The sequence below is a fragment of the Micrococcus porci genome (assembly GCF_020097155.1).
Taxonomy (GTDB): Bacteria; Actinomycetota; Actinomycetes; order Actinomycetales; family Micrococcaceae; genus Micrococcus; species Micrococcus porci.
Genome location: NZ_CP083691.1, coordinates 74,511 through 93,513 on the forward strand (window position 1 = coordinate 74,511; position 19,003 = coordinate 93,513).

General features: G+C 73.7%; 18 protein-coding genes and 1 pseudogene. 9 read left to right on the forward strand and 10 right to left on the reverse strand.

What is annotated here, in order from left to right; genetic code table 11:
- The first annotated feature begins 71 nt into the window (after window positions 1–71).
- Window positions 72–1,430 carry a tRNA guanosine(34) transglycosylase Tgt gene (gene tgt / locus KW076_RS00325; protein ID WP_224355660.1) on the forward strand — a complete coding sequence of 453 codons (1,359 nt, stop codon included), beginning with the start codon at window positions 72–74 and terminating at the stop codon, window positions 1,428–1,430.
- Window positions 1,431–1,458: 28 nt separating this feature from the next.
- On the opposite strand, the gene KW076_RS00330 is transcribed toward tgt, so the two are convergent.
- Both KW076_RS00330 and KW076_RS00335 read right to left on the reverse strand, forming a co-directional pair.
- Window positions 1,459–3,072: an AMP-binding protein gene (locus KW076_RS00330; protein ID WP_224355661.1), complete on the reverse strand. Its 1,614-nt coding sequence runs from the start codon at window positions 3,070–3,072 to the stop codon at window positions 1,459–1,461.
- Window positions 3,073–3,208: 136 nt separating this feature from the next.
- Window positions 3,209–4,423 carry an acyl-CoA dehydrogenase family protein gene (locus KW076_RS00335; RefSeq protein ID WP_224355662.1) on the reverse strand — a complete coding sequence of 405 codons (1,215 nt, stop codon included), beginning with the start codon at window positions 4,421–4,423 and terminating at the stop codon, window positions 3,209–3,211.
- A gap of 140 nt (window positions 4,424–4,563) precedes the next feature.
- On the opposite strand from KW076_RS00335, the gene KW076_RS00340 reads away from it, so the two are divergent.
- The gene (locus KW076_RS00340; protein ID WP_224355663.1) at window positions 4,564–5,178 is read left to right on the forward strand and encodes a TetR/AcrR family transcriptional regulator; all 615 of its coding nucleotides are present in this window, start codon (window positions 4,564–4,566) and stop codon (window positions 5,176–5,178) included.
- A 35-nt stretch (window positions 5,179–5,213) separates the two neighbouring features.
- Here the strand turns inward: KW076_RS00340 and KW076_RS00345 are convergent, their stop codons facing one another.
- The 3 genes from KW076_RS00345 to KW076_RS00355 form a co-directional block, all read right to left on the reverse strand.
- Entirely contained in the window at window positions 5,214–5,849 is a 636-nt protein-coding gene (locus tag KW076_RS00345) for a GNAT family N-acetyltransferase (RefSeq protein ID WP_224355664.1), read from the reverse strand.
- Window positions 5,850–5,982: 133 nt separating this feature from the next.
- Complete coding sequence (locus KW076_RS00350) at window positions 5,983–6,306, reverse strand: putative quinol monooxygenase (protein ID WP_224355665.1); 324 nt, start codon at window positions 6,304–6,306, stop codon at window positions 5,983–5,985.
- Window positions 6,303–6,848, reverse strand: coding sequence for a DUF4126 domain-containing protein (locus KW076_RS00355; RefSeq protein WP_255612611.1), 546 nt, complete (start codon window positions 6,846–6,848; stop codon window positions 6,303–6,305). Before KW076_RS00355 ends, KW076_RS00350 begins: the two co-directional genes overlap by 4 nt.
- A 97-nt stretch (window positions 6,849–6,945) precedes the next feature.
- Here KW076_RS00355 and KW076_RS00360 point away from each other — a divergent pair, with 97 nt between their 5' ends.
- The 6 genes and pseudogenes from KW076_RS00360 to KW076_RS00385 all read left to right on the forward strand — a co-directional run bounded on the left by KW076_RS00360 (window position 6,946) and on the right by KW076_RS00385 (window position 11,286).
- Complete coding sequence (locus KW076_RS00360) at window positions 6,946–7,800, forward strand: hydroxymethylpyrimidine/phosphomethylpyrimidine kinase (protein WP_224355666.1); 855 nt, start codon at window positions 6,946–6,948, stop codon at window positions 7,798–7,800.
- A complete protein-coding gene (locus KW076_RS00365; protein ID WP_224355667.1) occupies window positions 7,797–8,528 on the forward strand; it encodes a DsbA family oxidoreductase in 732 nt (243 codons plus the stop codon). The genes KW076_RS00360 and KW076_RS00365 overlap by 4 nt, the downstream gene beginning before the upstream one ends.
- Before the next feature lie 260 nt (window positions 8,529–8,788).
- Window positions 8,789–9,226: pseudogene (locus KW076_RS12490) on the forward strand (M20/M25/M40 family metallo-hydrolase); the annotation flags it as partial.
- A 115-nt stretch (window positions 9,227–9,341) separates the two neighbouring features.
- The gene (locus tag KW076_RS00375; protein WP_224356864.1) at window positions 9,342–9,599 is read left to right on the forward strand and encodes a zinc-binding metallopeptidase family protein; all 258 of its coding nucleotides are present in this window, start codon (window positions 9,342–9,344) and stop codon (window positions 9,597–9,599) included.
- A 74-nt stretch (window positions 9,600–9,673) separates the two neighbouring features.
- Window positions 9,674–10,717 (forward strand): hypothetical protein, encoded by a 1,044-nt coding sequence (locus KW076_RS00380; protein WP_224356865.1) that lies wholly within the window; start codon window positions 9,674–9,676, stop codon window positions 10,715–10,717.
- An 86-nt stretch (window positions 10,718–10,803) separates the two neighbouring features.
- Complete coding sequence (locus tag KW076_RS00385) at window positions 10,804–11,286, forward strand: hypothetical protein (protein ID WP_224355668.1); 483 nt, start codon at window positions 10,804–10,806, stop codon at window positions 11,284–11,286.
- Between the two features lie 268 nt (window positions 11,287–11,554).
- Here KW076_RS00385 and KW076_RS00390 read toward each other — a convergent pair whose 3' ends face one another.
- Together KW076_RS00390 and KW076_RS00395 are read right to left on the reverse strand one after the other, a co-directional pair.
- The gene (locus KW076_RS00390; RefSeq protein WP_224355669.1) at window positions 11,555–12,802 is read right to left on the reverse strand and encodes a sensor histidine kinase; all 1,248 of its coding nucleotides are present in this window, start codon (window positions 12,800–12,802) and stop codon (window positions 11,555–11,557) included.
- Window positions 12,799–13,011, reverse strand: coding sequence for a hypothetical protein (locus KW076_RS00395; RefSeq protein ID WP_224355670.1), 213 nt, complete (start codon window positions 13,009–13,011; stop codon window positions 12,799–12,801). Before KW076_RS00395 ends, KW076_RS00390 begins: the two co-directional genes overlap by 4 nt.
- Window positions 13,012–13,076: 65 nt before the next feature.
- On the opposite strand from KW076_RS00395, the gene KW076_RS00400 reads away from it, so the two are divergent.
- Entirely contained in the window at window positions 13,077–13,772 is a 696-nt protein-coding gene (locus tag KW076_RS00400) for a response regulator (protein WP_224355671.1), read from the forward strand.
- A 27-nt stretch (window positions 13,773–13,799) separates the two neighbouring features.
- On the opposite strand, the gene KW076_RS00405 is transcribed toward KW076_RS00400, so the two are convergent.
- The 3 genes from KW076_RS00405 to gcvP all read right to left on the reverse strand — a co-directional run bounded on the left by KW076_RS00405 (window position 13,800) and on the right by gcvP (window position 18,823).
- Complete coding sequence (locus KW076_RS00405) at window positions 13,800–14,648, reverse strand: thermonuclease family protein (RefSeq protein ID WP_224355672.1); 849 nt, start codon at window positions 14,646–14,648, stop codon at window positions 13,800–13,802.
- A 149-nt stretch (window positions 14,649–14,797) separates the two neighbouring features.
- Window positions 14,798–15,964 carry a glycine cleavage system aminomethyltransferase GcvT gene (gene gcvT, locus KW076_RS00410; protein ID WP_224355673.1) on the reverse strand — a complete coding sequence of 389 codons (1,167 nt, stop codon included), beginning with the start codon at window positions 15,962–15,964 and terminating at the stop codon, window positions 14,798–14,800.
- Between the two features lie 12 nt (window positions 15,965–15,976).
- Complete coding sequence (gene gcvP / locus KW076_RS00415; RefSeq protein WP_255612710.1) at window positions 15,977–18,823, reverse strand: aminomethyl-transferring glycine dehydrogenase; 2,847 nt, start codon at window positions 18,821–18,823, stop codon at window positions 15,977–15,979.
- Between the last annotated feature and the right edge of the window lie 180 nt (window positions 18,824–19,003).

Below are 19,003 nucleotides of genomic sequence, written 5' to 3' on the forward strand. Positions count from 1 at the left end.
CCGCCCACCCAGGCCGTATACGTGCTCTTCCGCGGGACCGCCACCCGGGTGTCCCCACTACCCTGGACCCCATGCCTGAGACCTCCGCACCCGGCACCGCCGGCCCGACGTCGTCGTCCGCCGTCACGTCCGACCCCGCCCACCCGGACCACCTCGGCTTCGAGGTCCGCGAGCGGCTGGACGCCCCTGGCGCGGACGGGATCGCGCTGGGCCGCACCGGCGTGCTGCGCACCCCGCACGGGGAGATCCAGACCCCGGCATTCATCCCGGTGGCCACGCAGGCCACGGTGAAGGCCGTGCTGCCGGAGTCCATGGCGGAGCTTGGCGCGCAGGCCCTGCTGGCCAACGCGTACCACCTGTACCTGCAGCCCGGCGACGACCTCCTCGACGAGGCCGGCGGCCTCGGCGCGTTCATGAACTGGCCCGGCCCCACGTTCACGGACTCGGGCGGCTTCCAGGTGATGTCCCTGGGCTCGGGCTTCAAGAAGGTCATCGACATGAAGGGCCCCGCCGCCCCCGAGGGCCAGGGCGCGGACGACGCCGTCGCCCCCGGCAAGGAGCGCCTGGCCAACGTGGACGACGACGGCGTCTGGTTCAAGTCCCACCTCACCGGGGACCGGCACCGGTTCACGCCCGAGCGCTCCCTGCAGATCCAGCACAACCTGGGCGCGGACGTGATGTTCGCGTTCGACGAGCTGACCACCCTGCACAACTCGCGCGGCTACCAGGAGGAGGCCCTGGAGCGGACCCGCCGGTGGGCGCAGCGCTGCCTGGACGAGCACGCCCGCCTCACCGCGGAGCGCGCCGGCCGCCCCTACCAGGGGCTGTTCGGCGTCATCCAGGGCGCCCAGTACGAGGACCTGCGTCGCAAGGCCTGCCGGGACCTCTCCGGCATGACCGCGGAGTTCGCGGCGGCCGGCGAACGCCCGGCCACGGCGCACGGCTTCGACGGCTACGGGATCGGCGGAGCCATCGAGAAGGAGAACCTCGGGACGATCGTGGGCTGGTGCGCGCAGGAGCTGCCGGAGGACCGGCCCCGCCACCTGCTGGGCATCTCCGAGCCGGACGACCTGTTCCGGGCCGTGGAGAACGGCGCGGACACCTTCGACTGCGTCTCCCCCACGCGCGTCGCCCGCACCGGCGCGTTCTACACGCGCGACGGCCGCTACAACCTGCCCGGTGCCACGTACAAGCGGGACTTCGGCCCGCTGGACCCCGAGTGCGACTGCTACACGTGCGCCCACTACTCCCGCGCGTACCTCCGGCACCTGTTCAAGGCGAAGGAGATGGTGGCGCACACCCTCATCTCCATCCACAACGAGCGCTTCACGGTCTCCCTCGTGGACCGGATCCGCGCGTCGATCCAGGCCGGCACGTTCGCCGAGCTCAAGGCCGAGACGCTCGGCCGCTACTACGCCCCGAAGGGCTGACGGCGACGCCGCCCTGCGCCGAGGCGCATCAGCTCCGGCGCAGCTCGTTCTTGCGGATCTTGCCGGTGGCGGTGCGCGGCATCTCCTCCACGACCTCGAACCGGTCCGGGACCTTGAACCCGGCCAGATGCTCGCGGCAGTGGGCCCTGAGCGCCTCCACGTCGAGCGGGCCGGAGGCCGGGTCGAGCACGAGGTAGGCGACGGGGCGTTCACCCCAGCGCTCGTCCGAGACGCCGACGACGGCCACGTCCGTCACCGCCGGGTGCGCGTGCAGCACGCCCTCGACCTCGATCGAGGAGATGTTCTCCCCGCCGGAGATGATGATGTCCTTGGCGCGGTCGCGCAGCTGGATGTAGCCGTCCGGGTGCATGACGCCGAGGTCCCCGGAGTGGAACCAGCCGCCGCGGAACGCCTCGGCGGTGGCCTCGGGGTTCTTGTAGTACCCGAGCATGACGCCCTCGCCCCGCATGACGACCTCGCCCATGGTCCGCCCGTCCGCGGGCACCGGGTTCATGTCCATGTCCACCACGGCCACCTGGCCCACCATCGGCATGGCCACGCCCTGGCGCGCCATCACCTGGGCGCGCGCGGCGCGGTCCAGCTCGGCCCAGCCGGGCTGCGGCTCGCAGATCGTGAACGGGCCGTGCGTCTCGGTCAGCCCGTAGACGTGCACGGGGGTGATGTTCAGCCCCTCGAGCGCGGCGATCACCGACGGCGGCGGCGCGGCCCCGGCGGCGGCCATGCGGATCTCGCGGTCCACGGGGTGGGCCCGCTCGGACTCGATGATCATCGCGGCCACGATCGGCGCGCCGCACAGGTGGGTGACGCCCTCGTCGTCGAGAGCGTCCCAGATGGGGTCCATGCGGACGGCGCGCAGGCACACGTGGGTGCCGGCGGCGGCGGTGACGGCCCAGGGACGGGTCCAGCCGTTGCAGTGGAACATCGGCAGGGTCCACAGGTAGCGGGTGGCGCCGTCGTAGCCCTGGGTGATCACGTTCGCCACCGCCGTCTGGTGCGCGCTCCGGTGGGTGTAGCGCACGCCCTTGGGGCGGCCGGTGGTGCCGGAGGTGTAGTTCAGGGTGATCGGAGCGGTCTCGTCCGCCACGGCCCAGGGCAGGTCCTCGCCCTCGGCGCCCTCCGCGAGGAGCGCGTCATAGGTGAGCAGGCCGGCGTCGGGGGCGGCGTGGCCCGCGGCGGCGTCCACGACCTCGGCGACGGCGGCGCCCGTGCCGATCTGCTCGACGACGCCGCGCACCTCCGCGGCGACGTCCCCGTCGGCGAGGACCACGCGGGCCTCGGCGTGCTCGAGGATGTACTCCAGCTCGCGCGGGGTCAGGCGGGGGTTGAGCGCGGTGAGGACGCCGCCGGCCAGGGGCACGGCGTAGTGGGCGGCGAGCATGGCGGGCACGTTGGGGAGGATGGCCGCCACGGTCTGCCCGGGCTCGATGCGCGCCGTGAGCGCCCGCGCCAGGGACTGCACGTGCGCGGCCAACTCGGCGTAGCTCCAGCGCATGTCCCCGTAGACCACGGCCTCGCGGTCCCCGAAGACGGCGGCGGCGCGGCCGAGGAAGGCCAGCGGCGTGAGGGGCTCGGTGCGGGCGACGGCGAGCTCGGGGGCGAGGGTGTCCTGCGTCACGTCCATGCCCCGATCCTGCCTCATCGGACGTCCGAAGGTCCATCACCCAGGCACATGGGACCAGGGGCGACGACGGCGCCCCCTCGCCGCACGGGGAGGGGGCGCCGTCGTCGTGGGGCCGGGCGATCCCGGGCCGGCGGGCTCAGGCGAAGGCGCCGACGCCGGTGATGTCGCGGCCCACGATCAGGGCCTGGACGGTCTCGGTGCCCTCGTAGGTGTGGATGGCCTCGATGTCCGCGAAGTGCTTGCCGACCTCGTTCTCCAGCAGGATGCCGTTGCCGCCGAGCAGGTCGCGGGCGTTCGCGGCGATCGAGCGGGCGGTGCGGGTGGCGGAGTACTTGGCCAGGGACGCCTGCGGGCCGGTAAGCTTGCCGGCGTCCTCGAGGCGCGCGGCGCGCAGCACCAGCAGCTGCACCTGGGTCAGCTCGGAGAGCATGCGGGCCAGACGCTCCTGGACGATCTGGGACTCCGCCAGGGGGCGGCCGAACTGCACGCGCTGCTTCGCGTACTGCACGGCGGCCTCGTAGCAGCCCAGGGCATGGCCCACGGCGGCCCAGGCGACGCCCAGGCGGGTGGCGAACAGCACGGCGGCGGTGTTCTTGAAGGACTGGGCGCCCGGCATGACGTCCTCGTCGGGGACGAACACGTCGTCGTAGGTGATGTGGGCCTGATGGATGGCGCGGAGCGACATCTTCCCGCGGATCACCTCAGCCGAGTAGCCCTCGGCGTCCTGCTGGACGATGAACCCCTTGACCTGGCCGTCCTCCGCGGAGCGGGCCCAGGTGACCGTGATGCCGCCGGCGGCGCCGTTGCCGATCCACTTCTTGTGGCCGCTGATGCGCCACCCGCCCTCGACCTTCGTGGCAGTGGTCTGGAGGGAGACGGAGTCGGAGCCGTGCGTCGGCTCGGTCAGGGCGAACGCGCCGAAGAGCTCGCCGCGGTCCATCGCGGGCAGGTACTTCGCCTTCTGCTCGTCGGAGCCGCACATCTCGATGGAGCGCATGGCCAGGCCGCCCTGCACGCCCACGACGGTGGCGAGCGAGCCGTCGATCCGGGAGGTCTCCATGGCCGCCAGGCCGCAGGCCAGGCGGGACTGGGCCGGCTTGCCCTCCACCGCGACGCCGTCGCGCAGCAGGTCCGCCTCGGCCAGGCCGGCGATGAGCTCCGTGGGGTACTCGCCGGTGTCCCAGGCCTCCTGGAGGCGCTTCTGCACCTCGGGGGTGAGGAACGCGCGGGCGGCGCGGGCGAGGGCGAGATCCTCGTCGGGCAGCTCGGCGAAGACGGCGTAGGCGTCGGTGTCGAGGGGGCCGGTGATCGTCGAGTAGTCGGGCTCTGCGGTGGGCAGGGTCTCGGTCATGGTGTGCCTCCGGGGGCGGTGCGGCGGGACGGGCGCCCGCGCGGGGTGACTGTGTGGCCCACGATACATATCCCTGACACTCCGTCTCAAACATCTGGACGGCGTATCCCACCCCGCTCCGGCGTGGCACCATGAACCCCATGACCGCCGTGCCGGAGGACACCCTCACCGCCCTGATCCACCTCCTGGACCGCCAGGGGTACGACGACGTCACCGTGGACCAGCTGGCCCGGGAGGCCGGGATGAGCCGGGCGAGCTTCTTCCGCCACGTGGGCGGCAAGGAGGAGGTGGTCTTCGCGGACCACGAGCAGCTCCTGCCCCGCCTCGAGGACCTGCTGCACAGCACGTCCCTGCCCCTGCCGACCGCCCTGCGCGAGGCCGGCCTCCAGGTGTTCCGCCACCACGTCCAGCACCCGGAGCGGGCCCGCGCCCGGGCACGGCTGCTGCGCGGCTCCCGGGCCCTCCGGACACGGGAGCTGCTGGCCTCCCACCGCTACGAGCAGCTCTTCTCGCGCTGGCTCGCCGAGCGCCTGCCGGACACCCCGACACGCGGCAGCGTCGCCGTCGGGCTGGCGGCGGCCGTGGTGGCCGTGCACAACGCGGCCCTGCGCGGCTGGCTGCATGCGGAGGCACCGGACCCGACCGCGGCGGAGGCCGCCCTGGGCGCCCAGCTCGACGAGGTGATCCTCCGCCTCACCCGCGAGCCGGGCGAGGCGGAGGTCCGCCTGGCCGCCGTCCGGGCCCTGCTGGACTGACGTCCGCCACGGCCCTGGACCGCAGCGGACCGGCCTCAGCGGCCGGCGACCTGCGCGTTCTCCGCGCCGAACGCCGGCGGGTAGCGGAACTCGCCGGACGGGATCTCGGCGCCCTCCTGCAGGGCGATGACCTGCAGGGCCTCGGGCTGCGTGGCGAACGCGGCGGTCACCCCGTGCTCGGCGGCGGGGCGGAAGCCGAACTTGGCGTAGTACTCGGGCCAGCCGTAGACGACCACGGCCTGCTCGCCGTCCTTCTGCGCCTTCTCCAGGAGCGCGTTGACGAGCGCCGTGCCCGCCCCCTCGCCCTGGTGCTCGGGGAGCACGCCGTGGGGGGCGAGGGCGAGGACCTCGGCGTCGTCGATGTGGGCACGCACCAGGGTGCCGTAGCCCATGGGGTCGGAGTAGAGGTCCGTGCCGGGGATGGAGGCGGTCATCGCCATCAGGGAGTACTGGGGCAGCCAGCCCTCACCGGAGGCCACCAGCTCCTCCACGAGGTCCGCCTCGGCGGAGGACTCGAACGTGAGCTCCGCGATCTGCCGGACGGCGCGGCGGTCGGCGGGGTCGTCGTGGTGGGCCAGGCGCGTGGACCAGCGGTGGCCCAGGTCCTGGCCCTCGGGCACGTGGGCGGCGCGGTAGGTCGGGGTGGCGGTGCTGCCCTTCTCGGTGCTCATGGCCTCACGCTATGCCCGCATGTGATGCGGACAACAGGGGCGGCGGCCAGCGTGACCGACCATGACGAGGGCCCTCCCCGGGGGTGCCGGGGAGGGCCCTGCCCGCGCGCGGCGGGGTCCCGACGCGCGGGCGTCAGTCGATCTGGATCTCACCCATCGGCCCGAAGCCCTCGGCGCCGATCTGCTCGGAGATGATCTGCGGGGTGGACTGCAGCAGGGGGCGCATCGCGTCGATGCCCTCCTGGAAGTGCGGCGAGGCGACGTGGGCCTGCGCACCTTCGTCGGTGAAGCCCTCCAGCAGGAAGAACTCGTTGTCCCCGCCCTCGACCGGCTTGTACCACTCGAAGAACATGTTGCCCGGCTCGGAGCGCACGTCCGCGATGTACTTCGCCACCGCGTCCATCCACTGGTCGGCGAGCTCGGGCTTCACGGTGAACTTGAGGTTGATCAGGATCATGACGCCATGGTGGCACGGCGGCCGCCGCGGCGTCCCGCCCTGAACCTCCGTGGCACGGCCCACAGCCCGACCAGCACGGCCAGCAGCACCACGAGCACCAGCACGGGCAGGAAGAGCGCGGCGGCGGTGAGCACCACGGCGGAGGCGTCCTCGGCGGTGGAGAGCAGCGGGGCGGCCGTGCCCATGGTCACCGTGTTGGCGGCGGCCCGCGTGCCGGCCTTGGTCAGGTGCACGAGCAGCGCCATGGCGGCGCCGATGAGGGTGGGCACCCACACCTGGGAGTCCAGCAGGGTGTCCGGCCGCTGCACGGTGACCGTCTGGGCGCCCACGCCCGAGGCGAACGTGATGCCGCCCGCCGCCGGGCGCACCACGGTCTGGACGACGTCGTTCACCGCGTCCACGGCGGGGATCTTGTCCGCGACCACCTCCAGCACCAGGAGGATCCCGACCACCCACAGGGCGACGTCGGAGGACAGCCACGCCCAGGCCGGGGGCAGGTCCACGAGGGGGGTGAAGCGGTCCAGCAGGCCCAGGGCCAGCATGGGGATGAAGGCGTTGAGGCCGGCCGAGGGGGCCGTGGGGCCTCACCCGTGAGAGAACGCCGGGCGGGTCCGCCGTCTTCCCTCCTACCATGAGCCCATGACCACGACGACGACCACCCCCCGATCCGTCGCACCCGCCCTGGCCCTGGCGATCGCCGGCTCCGAGGCCACCGGCGGCGCCGGCGCGCAGGCCGACCTCAAGACGTTCCAGGAGCTGGGCGTGTTCGGCATCCTCAGCCTGACGTGCATCGTCTCCTTCGACCCCGCGGACGACTGGAACCACCGGTTCTTCCCCGTCCCGCAGGACGTGCAGGCCGCTCAGCTGGAGGCGATCCTGGCCGACTACCCGGATGAGCTGCGCGCCGTGAAGCTCGGCATGCAGGGCTCCCCGGAGACCATCCGCACCACCGCCGAGGCCCTGCGCGGCCACGCCTGGGACCACGTGGTCCTGGACCCGGTGCTGATCTGCAAGGGCCAGGAGCCCGGCCACGCCCTGGACACGGACCAGGCCCTGAAGGCGGAGCTGCTGCCGCTGGCCACGTTCACCACGCCCAACCACTTCGAGACCGAGCAGCTCTCCGGCATGGCCGTGCGCACGGTCGAGGACCTGACGGCCGCCGCCCGTCGCATCCACGAGATCTCCGGGGCCGCCGTGCTCGCCAAGGGCGGCATGCACATCGAGGGCCTCGACGCCGTCGACGTGTTCGTGGACGCCGACCACGAGGAGGTGCTGGCCACCCCCAAGATCGGGGACTCCGGCGTCTCCGGCGCGGGCTGCTCGCTGGCCGCCGCCGTCACGGCGGAACTCGCCAAGGGCGCCGAGCCCGTCGAGGCGGCCCGCCGGGCCAAGGCGTTCGTGACCGCGGGCATCGCCCAGGCCGTGGAGGGGAGGACCCCGTTCGCCGCGCTGTGGCAGGGCGGGCTGCGCGAGACCCCGGAGGCCGGCCGATGAAGGTCACCGTCTACTCGGACGTCGCGTGCCCGTGGTGCTACATCGGGAAGCGCCGGTTCGAGACGGCGCTGGCCGGCTTCGAGCACGCGGAACAGGTGGAGGTGGAGTGGCGCAGCTACCAGCTGGACCCCACCCTGCCCGAGCGCTCGGACCTCACCGAGGTCGAGTACCTCACCCGCATGAAGGGCCTGGCCGAGCCGCAGGTGCGCCGGATGCTGGACCACGTGGTCATGCAGGCCGCCGGCGAGGGGCTGACCTACGACATGGACGCGATCGTCGTCGCCAACTCGTTCCCCGCGCACCGCGTGATCCAGCGGGCGAGAGCCGTCTCCGCCGAGGCGGCCTCCGCCCTGGAGGAGGCCCTGTTCGCGGCGCACTTCGAGCGCGGGCAGGACATCGGCGACGCCGCCGTGCTCGCCGAGCTGGGCGCCGCGGCCGGGCTGAGCGCCGAGCAGGTCGAGGAGGCCCTCACGGACGAGCGCTGGGCCGAGGCGGTGCGCGCCGACCTCGCGGAGGCCCGCGCCGTGGGCGTCACGGGCGTCCCCTTCTTCGTGCTGGACGGGAAGTACGCCGTCTCCGGGGCACAGCCGCCGGAGCTCTTCGCGCAGGCGCTGGCGCAGACCTGGGCCGAGCGGGCCCCGCTGCGCGCCTTCACGCCCGCCGCCGCGGCGGACGACGACGACGCGCCTCTCATCGGCCAGGCCTGCGGCCCCGACGGCTGCGCCTGAGCGGGCGGCCGCGGCAAACCGCTCCTCGCCGCGCAGGCCCCGGCCGGGGATCCTCCCTGGCCGGGCGCCCGAGCGCGGCGGCCCATGGCCCGGAACGATCCCCGCGACCCCTCGAGGAGGACACCATGACCGAGACCGCGGCCTGGATCGAAGCCCGCCTGGACGAGCTCGGCGTCCCGCACGAGCGCGTGGGCGGCACCGGGTTCGAGTACGCCTCCACGGACCGCGGCACCCTGCCCGACGGCACGGACGTCCCCGTGATGCACGGCTGCGGCCACGACACGCACGTGGCCATGGCCGTCTCTGCGGCCCGCGTGCCGGCCGCCCACCCGGAGGCCTGGGCCGGCACCGTGGTGTTCGTCTTCCAGCCCGGCGAGGAGACCGCCGCCGGTGCCGCCGCGATGCTCGAGGACGGCCTGTGGGACCGCGCGCCGCGCCCGGTCGCGGTGCTCGGCCAGCACGTGATGCCCGCCCGCACCGGCACCATCCGCTACGTCAGCGGCGACGCCATGTCCCTGGCGGACTCCTTCAAGGTCACGTTCCACGGCAAGGGCGCCCACGGCTCCATGCCGGAGCGCTCCATCGACCCGATCCTCATGGCCTCCTCCGCGGTGACCCGCCTGCAGTGCATCGTCTCCCGCGAGGCGGCCCCGACGGGCCGCGCCGTCGTGACCGTGGGCACCTTCCACGCCGGCCTCAAGGAGAACATCATCCCGGACACCGCGGAGATCGCCCTCAACGTCCGCCCCCCACCCCGGAGGTCTGAGAGAAGGTCTCCGCGTCCACAACGACGTCGGCGCCACCGCCGCCGTCATGGCCGCGGTGGCCGCGGAGCTGGGCGAGGAGAACGTGATGGAGATCGGCCCGCTGATGGGCTCCGAGGACGTGGGCGCCCTGACCGACGCGATCGACGTGCCGCTGGTCTCCTGGTTCGTCGGGGGCTTCGAGGGCGAGGACTTCGGGGACAACCCCGCGAACCACACCCCGCAGTTCGGCCCCGTCATGGAGCCCACGCTCACCACCGGCGTGCACGCGGCCCTGGCCGGGCTGCTGCACTACGTGGGCCGCTGACCGCGCACCGTGGCCCCGGGGCGGGCGCACGCCGCCCCGGGACAGGCCGCCCCGATGTGCCACAGACTGTCCGCATGGAGACCCCGCGCACGCCCGAGACCCGCACCGACCCGCCGGCCGACCGCCTCGCGGAGCCGCAACACCCCGCCCACGCCGACGCCCCCGTCGTCCACGACACCGCTGTCCCGGAGTCCGAGCGCATCGAGCGCACCGTCTCCACCCGCACCGGTGAGACCAGGCCGCCCGTGGTCCGCACCGTGGTCACGGAGTCCGAGCGCATCGAGCGCCCCGTGGTCGAGGTCCGGGACGCGCGCGTTCCCGGGCGCCTGCTGTGGTGGATCGGTGGCGGCACCCTCGCCGCAGGCTCCCTCGCCGCCCTGGTCCGCGTCCTGCGCGAGCGCCTCGCGACGCCGGAGCCCACCCCGCTCGAGCGCCTCGCCGACGCCGGTCGCGGCGCCGGCCTGCCCCTGGCCCTCTCGCTGGCCGGGACCGCCGCGGGCGTGGGCGTGTCCCTCCGCGCCCGCCGTCGCCGCAGGACGGAGGAGGTCCTCGCCGCCCCCGCGGTCCCGTTCCTGCTGGGGGAGGCCGTCTCGGCCGAGGCCGGCGAGGACGACGTCGACGGGCTGCCGCCCGTGAACGAGGCCTCGGACGCCTACCCGGCCGGCGCCCTGGAGACGGAGGCACTGCCCCTCGAGGTCGTCGTCCTCCTGGACACCCTGCTCGACCCGTCGCTGGATGAGGGGCGCGAGCTTCCCGGCGCCGCCGCGCTGCGCGCCCAGCTGCCGCACGTGCGCACCGCCGCCTCGGTGGCGGAGGAGATCCGGGAGGACGGCAAGGTCCCGGACTGGACGCCGCTCGTCGTCGAGGAGGAGACCGGCGTGGCCCGGGCCATCCCGAACGACATGGTGTGGCCCGTGCGCGGCCGCTTCACGACCGAGGACGGGCACGAGCTGGAGCTGCGCCTGCAGGTGATCGACGGCGAGCTCGGCGCCCTGGTCATCACCCTTCCGGAGGACGTGGAGGACGGCGTCGCCGCCTGGGACGCGTTCCAGGAGCTCGAGGCCTTCCCCGGCGTCGAGGAGCTGACCTTCACCGTGGACGGCGACCGGCGCCCCTGAGCCCCCGGTTCCGTCCCGGGCCGTGGACAGGGGCGCCGTCTAGAGTGGGGGATCGCCCGCCGTCGTCGTGAATTCGGAGCCGCTCCATGACCACCCCCGCCCCGGTCAAGTCCACCGCCCGCGCCCGCCGGAAGGCCGCGCGCGCCGTCTCGGGCCCGCGCCCGCGCCTGCGGATGGGGCTCAACGGCTTCCTGGTGGCCTGGCTGCTGCCCAACCTGCTCATGGCGGCCGTGGTGCTGGCCCTCACCCTGATCCCGTCCCTGCAGCGCTTCGGCACCCTGACGCCCCTGCTGACCGTGGTGGGCATCGCCGGCCTGGTGATCGGCCTGCCGCTGTGCCTGCTGGTCAACCGGGCCTTCCGCCACGTGCTCAACCAGTGGGTGCACGTGCTGGCCTACGCCCTGGTGGGCATGCTCTACGGGCTGGTGGTGCTGGCGCAGGGCGTGGGCGGCGTGCTGCCCATGCTCATCCCCGTGATCGGCTTTCCCGCCGCGGTGCTGATGGGCCTGGGGCGCCTGGCCGCGCGGCCGCTGGTGGACGTCGTCCCCGGCGCCGAGCCCCGGAGCTGAGTCCCCCGCCCTCCGCCGGGGGCGGATCGGCCCCACGACGGCGAGAGGGACGATGATCCGCGGATCATCGTCCCTCTCAGAAGCACGTCCGGGGCCCGCATCCCCTCAGGCATGTATCCCGGCTCGTGCCTTCCTCTATCTGTGCACCGTCTCATGGGGCACCTCCGAGTCTAGGAAGGGGAGGGCCGCGGCCGACAGTGGACGAAGGTCTACACTTTCCGACCCTATTGTGACGTAGATCACTCGGTGCGGCGGCGTCGTCCGGAGACTACGCCTCCGGCCGGGGCACGGCCGCCCGCACCCGCCACCGGTCGCCTCCGCACGGGCCGACCTCCAGGCGGCCGCCGAACGCCTCGATGCGATCCCGCATCGAGGTCAGCCCCACCCGCGAGGAGTTCCCCACCACGGACCGAGGACCGTCCTCCGGCAGCGTGTTGACCACCTCCAGGACCACCTCGCCACCCCGCGCCTCGATGGAGATCTCGCAGGCCTGACCCGGGCCGGCGTGCTTGGCCACGTTGGTCACAGACTCCTGCATCACGCGGTACAGCGCCGCGCGCACTCCCAGGTTCAGGCCCACCTCCCCGAGCTCCACCCGCACCGCGGCGTCCACGCCCGCCAGGCGCAGCTCTTCCGCCAGACGCTCCGCCCCCGGCCCCAGCTGGGCCACCGTGGCGGCGTCGTCCGTCTCCGGCGTGCCCGGCGTCGGCGCAGGCTCCACCACGCCGTCCTCCTGGAGGATGGAGAGCATGCGACGCAGGTCCGTGAGCGCGTCCCGGGCCGACTCCCCGACCACGCGCACCACCTGCTGCGCGGCCTCGGGCGTGCCGAGGTACTGCGCCGCGTTCGCCTGCATGGCGATGATCGTCAGGTTGTGCGCGACGATGTCGTGGAGGTCCCGGGCCAGGATGCGCCGCTCCCGCTCGGCCGCCTCCCGTGCCAGCCGCTCCGCCTCGGCGATGCGCCGGCCGTCCTGCACCCGCTGCAGCTTCGCCGCCCGGATCGACGCCCCCACACCGAGCCCGACCACCACGAGCAGCAGGGTGAGCCACGCCACCCCGTCGACCTTCCCGGAGCCGACCAGGCTCACCGCCACGACCCACGCGAGTGCCGTGGCGCCGGCGGCCAGGAGGTAGCGTCCCGACTGCGCGGTGGCGACCACGGTGCCCAGCACGAACGGCAGCACGAGGACGACGGACACGGCGTCGCCGCCGACCAGGGAGGCGGCCATCAGCAGCAGGACGACCGCATAGGCCACGGTGGTGCGCCACCACTGGGCCAGGAAGGCGAGGCACGCCAGGACCATGAAGGCGATGTCCGCACGCGTGTCGCCACCGCCCCGCCCCAGCTCGATCATCACGTCCGAGGTCGTGGAGGCGACGGAGAACACGGAGCCCACCACGAGGTAGACCCGGTTGGCGGGCGCCGCATCCCAGAACCGGACCCTCCCGCCCGCGGGCGGGCTCACCGGGTCCAGCAGGGAGCGGAGGGTCGACCCGAGGCGCGCTCGGCTCACCGCTCGTCGCACATGAAGGGGAAGACCGTGCAGAAGCCGTCGCGCACGCCCGAGTCGACGCCCCCGTCCCGGACGGGCGCGAGGCCCGCCTCGGCGACGACGCCGTCCGAGACCGGGAGGGGGGACGCGGCGGAGGCCGGGGTGGCGGAGAGGCCGGCGGCGAGGAGGACTGCAGCGGCGAGGCGTGCGGTGACGTTCAGGCGCTTCATGGCTCCGATTATGCCTCCACCGACCCCGGTCTCATCCCTCCTCCGGGCGCGTCTACTGTGGAGCCATGCCCGACTCCCCCGAGGACGAGATCCGCGTCCTGATCGCCGACGACCAGCCCCTCATGTCCGGCGCTCTGCGCGTCCTGGTGGACTCCGCGCCCGGGATGCGCTGCGTCGGCCTGGTGGCGGACGGCGTCGAGGCCGTCGAGGCCGTCGAGGCCACCCGCGTGGACGTCGTCCTCATGGACATGCAGATGCCCCGCATGGACGGCGTGGAGGCCACCCGCCGGATCACCGCCTCCCGGCCGGGCACCAGGGTGCTGGCCGTCACCACCTTCTCCTCCGAGGACTACCTCGTCCCCGCCCTGCGCGCGGGCGCCGCCGGCTACCTGCTCAAGGACGCGGAGCCGGCCACCGTGCTCGGCGCCGTGGAGGCCGTACGTCGCGGCGAGTCCGTGCTCTCCCCCGCCGTGGCCGCCAAGCTGATCGCCGCCGTCGAGCGAGACCACCCGGTGGTCGGCCCCGCGGCCGCCGAGCCGGGCGATCCGGACGGCTCCGACCTGACCGAACGGGAGCACCAGGTCCTCACGCTGCTGGCGCGCGGCCGGTCCAACCCGGAGATCGCCGCGGAGCTCCAGGTGTCCGAGTCCACCGTCAAGGCCAACGTGGGCCGGGTCATCGACAAGCTCGAGGTGCGGGACCGCGTGCAGGTGGTCATCCGCGCCGCGCAGCTGGGCCTGGTCACCTTGTCCCTGGACTGAGCCGGGCCGGGGTCCACCCGGCGGCCGTCAGCCGCCGGCGAGGGCGTTGCGCTGCGCGTTGAGGTCGCGCAGCACCTGCATGCCCTCGTCCACGACGGGGTTCGCCCGCGCCAGGAGCCGGTCCTTGGCCGGCGCGTACGCCAGGCCCGTGAAGTCGCCGCTGGAGGCGTCCAGACCCTCGATCCGCTGCTGCACCAGGCGCACCGCGTCCAAGGCGTTCGCGTACTCCACGGACTTCTTGTCGATCTCCACGACGGTGTTCGCGGCCGGCGCGGTGGGGACCTTCTCCAACTCCGTCTGCGCCGCGTAGAGCTGGTAGCCCAGGGTGCAGGTCTCGTCCCGGTTGTACAGGCCCACGCCGTTGTTCCGGCCCCCGGCGGTCTGCGCCTGCTGGTTGGCCTGGGCGATCTGCTCCTCGAGGTCACCGCTGACGCCCAGGCCGGTGGGCGCGGCCATGCCGGCCTTGGCCATGTCCACGTTGACCTCCTTGCCGGCCACCGTGAACACCGCGGACTGCTCCCCCTCCGGGGCGCCTTCGTCCGAGCGGTCCACCCGCACGGTGGCGCCCTGCGGGAGGCGGTCCCGGAGCCAGGCGTAGGCCTCCTCGCCCATGCAGTACTCCGGGCCCACGCGCAGCCCCTCGGGGTTGCGGATGGCCGAGCGCACACCGGCCAGGGTGAGCGTGCGCTCCTCGCCGTCCGCGTTCACGACCACGTGGTTGCCGTCCACCACGCGCACCACCTCGACGGTGTCGCGCGCGACGACGAGACCGCGCACCGCGCTCGCCGCGCCGAGCGCCAGGAGGACGCCCGCCACCACCAGGAAGACGATGAGGCCCTTCTTGGGCACGCGGGCCTGGGCGGCGACGTGGGTCATGGGACTTCCTCGGGCAGGGACGGCAGGGGCGATGGGACCGGCGACGACGCGACGCGCCGCTGCGGCACCCGGAGGCCGAGTCTAGCGCGGGGGCGGGGAGACGGGCCGGGGGCGTGCTGGACACGCCCCCGACCGTCACCGCCCCCGGATCAGCGGGCCCGCGTGTAGAAGGGCAGCGGGACCACGGTGAAGGGCTCACCCCTGCCGCGCAGGTCCACCTGCACGGAGGTGCCCTCCGCGGCGTGTTCTCGGCGGATGCGCGCCATGGCGACCGGGTGGCCGAGCGTGGGGCTGGGGGCGCCCGAGGTGACCTCGCCGATCACGGCGCCGTCGGCGTCGAGCACGGAGTAGCCGTGGCGGGCGGCGCGGCGGCCCTCTCCCTTCAGGCCCACGAGGACCTCCTCGACCTCGTCCTTGCCGACGAGCGCCGCCTTGCCCACGAAGTCCCCCTCCTTGGAGGCGGGCACGGCGAAGGAGACGCCGGAGGCGTGCGGCTGGTGCGCGGTGTCCAGCTCGTTGCCGTACAGCGGCATGCCCGCCTCGAGACGGAGCGAGTCGCGCGAGGCGAGGCCGCAGGGGGTGAGCGCGATCCCCGCCTCCTCAGCGGCCTTCACGACGGCGGACCACACGGCCGAGCCGCGGTCCCCGGCCTCTGCGGTGGAGGAGGCCGGCAGGAACAGCTCGAACCCGTCCTCGCCGGTGTAGCCGGTGCGGGCCACCACGGCCTGCACGTCCCCGGCCGCGGTGGGCACGGTGAGCGTGACGTGGCCGTAGTACTTCAGCTCGGCGAGCTCCTGGGCCGAGGCGGGCATGAGCCGCGCGAGGATCGCCTCGGACTGCGGGCCCTGCACGGCCACGAGGGCGGTGGTGGAGGACTCGTCGTGGACCTCGACGTCCCAGCCGGACGCGCGCTGCGTCAGGGCGGTGACGACCGCGGAGATGTTGCCGGCGTTGGGCACCACCAGGAACTCCTGGTCCTCACCCTCCGCACCGGAGTCGGTCCGGTAGACGATCAGGTCGTCGAGGACGGTGCCGGCGTCGGTCAGGCAGAGCGCGTACTTGGCGCGGCCCGGCTTCAGCACGGAGATGGAGCTGGAGAGGGCGTGGTCCAGCATGGCGCCGGACTCGGGGCCGGAGACCCGGACCTCGCCCATGTGGGAGAGGTCGAAGAGGCCCGCCGACTCGCGGACGGCCTTGTGCTCGGCCAGCTCGGAGCCGTACTTCAGCGGCATGTTCCAGCCGCCGAAGTCCGTGAACGAGGCGCCCGCGGCCTCGTGGACGGGGTGCAGGGGGGAGTTGCGCGTGGACTCGGTCATGGTGCGTTCCTCTCAGTGGCTGGTCGACGCGGTGTCGGCCGCGGAGACGGGTTCGGTCGACTCGGGGGACGCGGCGGCCTCCTCGAAGGCCTCCGGCGGCGGGCAGGAGCACACCAGGTTGCGGTCGCCGTAGGCGCCGTCGATGCGGCCCACCGGCGGGAGGTACTTGTCGTCCACCAGGGAGGGCAGCGGGTAGAGGGCCTGGGCGCGCGTGTAGGGGCGGTCCCAGTCCTCGCCGGTGGTGGCGCCGAGGGTGTGCGGGGCGCGGCGCAGCACGGACTGCTCCACGGTCTCCGGAGTGGTCGCCGTGATCTCCGCGTGGATGGAGATCATCGCGTCGATGAAGCGGTCCAGCTCGGCCAGGTCCTCGGACTCGGTGGGCTCCACCATGAGCGTGCCGGCCACGGGGAACGCCAGGGTGGGCGCGTGGAAGCCGTAGTCGATCAGGCGCTTGCAGACGTCCTCCGCGGTGACGCCGGTCTGCGCGGTGAGCTCGCGGAGGTCCAGGATGCACTCGTGCGCCACGAGGCCGCCCTCGCCTGTGTAGAGCGTGGGGTAGTGGTCGGCGAGGCGGCGGGAGATGTAGTTCGCGTTGAGCAGGGCCTGCTCGGTGGCGTCCTTGAGGCCCTCGCCGCCCATCATGGCGATGTACGCCCAGGAGATCGGCAGCACGCCCGCGGAGCCGTGCGGCGCCGCGGTGACCAGGCGCTCGGCCGAGGGCAGGAACGGCACCAGGTGCTCGCCCACCGCCACCGGGCCGACGCCGGGGCCGCCGCCGCCGTGCGGGATGCAGAAGGTCTTGTGCAGGTTCAGGTGGGAGACGTCGCCGCCGAAGGCGCCCGGCCGGGCCAGGCCCACCAGCGCGTTGAGGTTGGCGCCGTCGATGTAGACCTGGCCGCCGGCCGCGTGGACCTTGTCGCAGACCTCGGTCACGTCGCCGTCGAACACGCCGTGCGTGGACGGGTAGGTGATCATGATGGCCGCCACCCGGCCCTCGTGCGCCGCGATCTTCGCGTCGAGGTCGGCGGAGTCGATCGTGCCGTCGTCCGCCGTGGCCACGACGACGACGCGCAGGCCCGCCAGGACCGCGGAGGCCGCGTTGGTGCCGTGCGCGGAGGCGGGGATCAGGCAGACGTCGCGCTCGCCGTCGCCGTGGGCCAGGTGGTACTGGCGGATGGCCCAGAGGCCGGCGAACTCGCCCTGCGAGCCCGCGTTCGGGGCCACGGACACGCCCGCGTAGCCGGTGATCTCCGCGAGGCGCTCCTCGAGGTCGGAGATCAGGAAGCGCCAGCCCTCGGTCTGGTGGTCCGGGGCGAACGGGTGGATGGCGCAGAACTCCGGCCAGGAGATCGCCTCCATCTCCGTGGTGGCGTTGAGCTTCATGGTGCAGGAGCCCAGCGGGATCATCGTGCGGTCCAGCGCGAGGTCCCGGTTGGCCAGCCTGGTGATGTAGCGCAGCATCTGGGTCTCGGACCGGTGGGTGTTGAACACCGGGTGCGTCATGAACGCGGAGGTGCGGCGCTGGGCCTCGGGCACGGCCGGCGTCTGGACGGCGCCCTCGTGCGGGGCGGCGGGCAGGGAGGCCGGGTCGGCGCCGAAGGCGGTGAGCACGGCGGCGAGGTCCTCGTCCACCGTGGTCTCATCGCAGGCCACGCGCACGATGTCCGCGTCCACGAGACGCAGGTTCACGCCCGCCTCCTCGGCGGCGCGCACGACCTCCTCGGCGCGGCCGGGGACGTTCAGCGTGAGGGTGTCGAAGTACTCGGCGTGGGCGACCTCCACGCCGGCGCCCGCGAGCGCGATGGCCAGGCGGTGCGCCTGGGCGTGGGCGTGGCGGGCGATCGCCGTGATGCCGGCCGGGCCGTGGTACACCGCGTACATGGAGGCCGTGATGGCCAGCAGCGCCTGGGCGGTGCAGATGTTCGACGTGGCCTTCTCGCGGCGGATGTGCTGCTCGCGGGTCTGGAGGGCCAGGCGGTAGGCGGGCTTGCCCGCGTCGTCGTGGGAGACGCCCACGAGGCGGCCCGGCATGGAGCGCTGCAGGCCCTCGCGCACGGCCAGGTAGGCGGCATGGGGACCGCCGAAGAACAGCGGCACGCCGAAGCGCTGGGTGGAGCCGATCGCGATGTCCGCGCCCTGCTCGCCGGGGGGCGTGATGAGGGCCAGGGAGAGGATGTCCGCGGCGACGGTGATCAGCGCGCCGGCCTCCTTGGCCTGCGCGATCACGGCGGAGTGGTCGTGGAGGCGGCCGGAGTCGCCCGGCTGCTGCAGCACGACGCCGCAGAGCCCCTTCTCCTCGACCTCGGCGCGCACGTCCTCGGGGATGCCCGCGGAGAGGTCCGCGACGCGCACCTCCAGGCCCACGGCCTCGGCGCGCATCTGCGCCACGGTGAGGGTCTGCGGGAAGAGGTCCGCGTCCAGCAGGGTGATGCCGTCGGCCTTCTTCCGGTTGGCGCGGTGCATCAGGAGCACGGCCTCGGCGGCGGCGGAGGCCTCGTCCAGCAGGGAGGCGTTGGCGATGGGCAGGGCCGTGAGGTCCTCCACCATCTGCTGGTAGTTCAGCAGGGCCTCGAGGCGCCCCTGGGAGATCTCCGGCTGGTAGGGGGTGTACGCGGTGTACCAGGCCGGGTTCTCCAGCACCTTGCGGAGGATGACGCCGGGGGTCACGGTGTCGTAGAAGCCCTGGCCGATCATCTGGGTCTTCACCACGTTGCGGCCGGCGATCTCGCGCAGCTGCTCCAGGGCGGCGGCCTCGGTGAGGGGGGCGGGCAGGTCCAGGGGCGCGGACTGCCGGATCACGGAGGGGACGGCGGTGTCCACGAGCTCGTCCACCGAGCCGAGGCCCAGTGTCTGGAGCATGTGGCGCACGTCCTCCCCGCGGGGTCCGATGTGGCGGGCGACGAACGGGGCGGACGCGGTGTCCCGCGGCTCCGTGGGGGTCAGGGGGCTGGTCACGAGCTACCTCCGAGGGGTCCTGCCGAGCACGGCGTGGGTCTGCTCCTCCCCGCTCTGTCCTGTGACCTGAGAGCTTCCACCGCC

Bases quoted from the DNA above. Each gene is read 5' to 3' on its own strand.
- KW076_RS00400 (WP_224355671.1), top strand. From the start codon at position 13,077: ATGCCCGACTCCCCCGAGGACGAGATCCGCGTCCTGATCGCCGACGAC.
- KW076_RS00395 (WP_224355670.1), bottom strand. From the start codon at position 13,011: ATGAAGCGCCTGAACGTCACCGCACGCCTCGCCGCTGCAGTCCTCCTC.
- gcvT (WP_224355673.1), bottom strand. From the start codon at position 15,964: ATGACCGAGTCCACGCGCAACTCCCCCCTGCACCCCGTCCACGAGGCC.
- KW076_RS00375 (WP_224356864.1), top strand. From the start codon at position 9,342: ATGGCCGCGGTGGCCGCGGAGCTGGGCGAGGAGAACGTGATGGAGATC.
- KW076_RS00345 (WP_224355664.1), bottom strand. From the start codon at position 5,849: ATGAGCACCGAGAAGGGCAGCACCGCCACCCCGACCTACCGCGCCGCC.
- KW076_RS00380 (WP_224356865.1), top strand. From the start codon at position 9,674: ATGGAGACCCCGCGCACGCCCGAGACCCGCACCGACCCGCCGGCCGAC.
- KW076_RS00385 (WP_224355668.1), top strand. From the start codon at position 10,804: ATGACCACCCCCGCCCCGGTCAAGTCCACCGCCCGCGCCCGCCGGAAG.
- KW076_RS00360 (WP_224355666.1), top strand. From the start codon at position 6,946: ATGACCACGACGACGACCACCCCCCGATCCGTCGCACCCGCCCTGGCC.
- KW076_RS00350 (WP_224355665.1), bottom strand. From the start codon at position 6,306: ATGATCCTGATCAACCTCAAGTTCACCGTGAAGCCCGAGCTCGCCGAC.
- KW076_RS00355 (WP_255612611.1), bottom strand. From the start codon at position 6,848: ATGCTGGCCCTGGGCCTGCTGGACCGCTTCACCCCCCTCGTGGACCTG.
- gcvP (WP_255612710.1), bottom strand. From the start codon at position 18,823: ATGCTCCAGACACTGGGCCTCGGCTCGGTGGACGAGCTCGTGGACACC.
- KW076_RS00335 (WP_224355662.1), bottom strand. From the start codon at position 4,423: ATGACCGAGACCCTGCCCACCGCAGAGCCCGACTACTCGACGATCACC.
- tgt (WP_224355660.1), top strand. From the start codon at position 72: ATGCCTGAGACCTCCGCACCCGGCACCGCCGGCCCGACGTCGTCGTCC.
- KW076_RS00330 (WP_224355661.1), bottom strand. From the start codon at position 3,072: ATGGACGTGACGCAGGACACCCTCGCCCCCGAGCTCGCCGTCGCCCGC.
- KW076_RS00365 (WP_224355667.1), top strand. From the start codon at position 7,797: ATGAAGGTCACCGTCTACTCGGACGTCGCGTGCCCGTGGTGCTACATC.
- KW076_RS00340 (WP_224355663.1), top strand. From the start codon at position 4,564: ATGACCGCCGTGCCGGAGGACACCCTCACCGCCCTGATCCACCTCCTG.
- KW076_RS00405 (WP_224355672.1), bottom strand. From the start codon at position 14,648: ATGACCCACGTCGCCGCCCAGGCCCGCGTGCCCAAGAAGGGCCTCATC.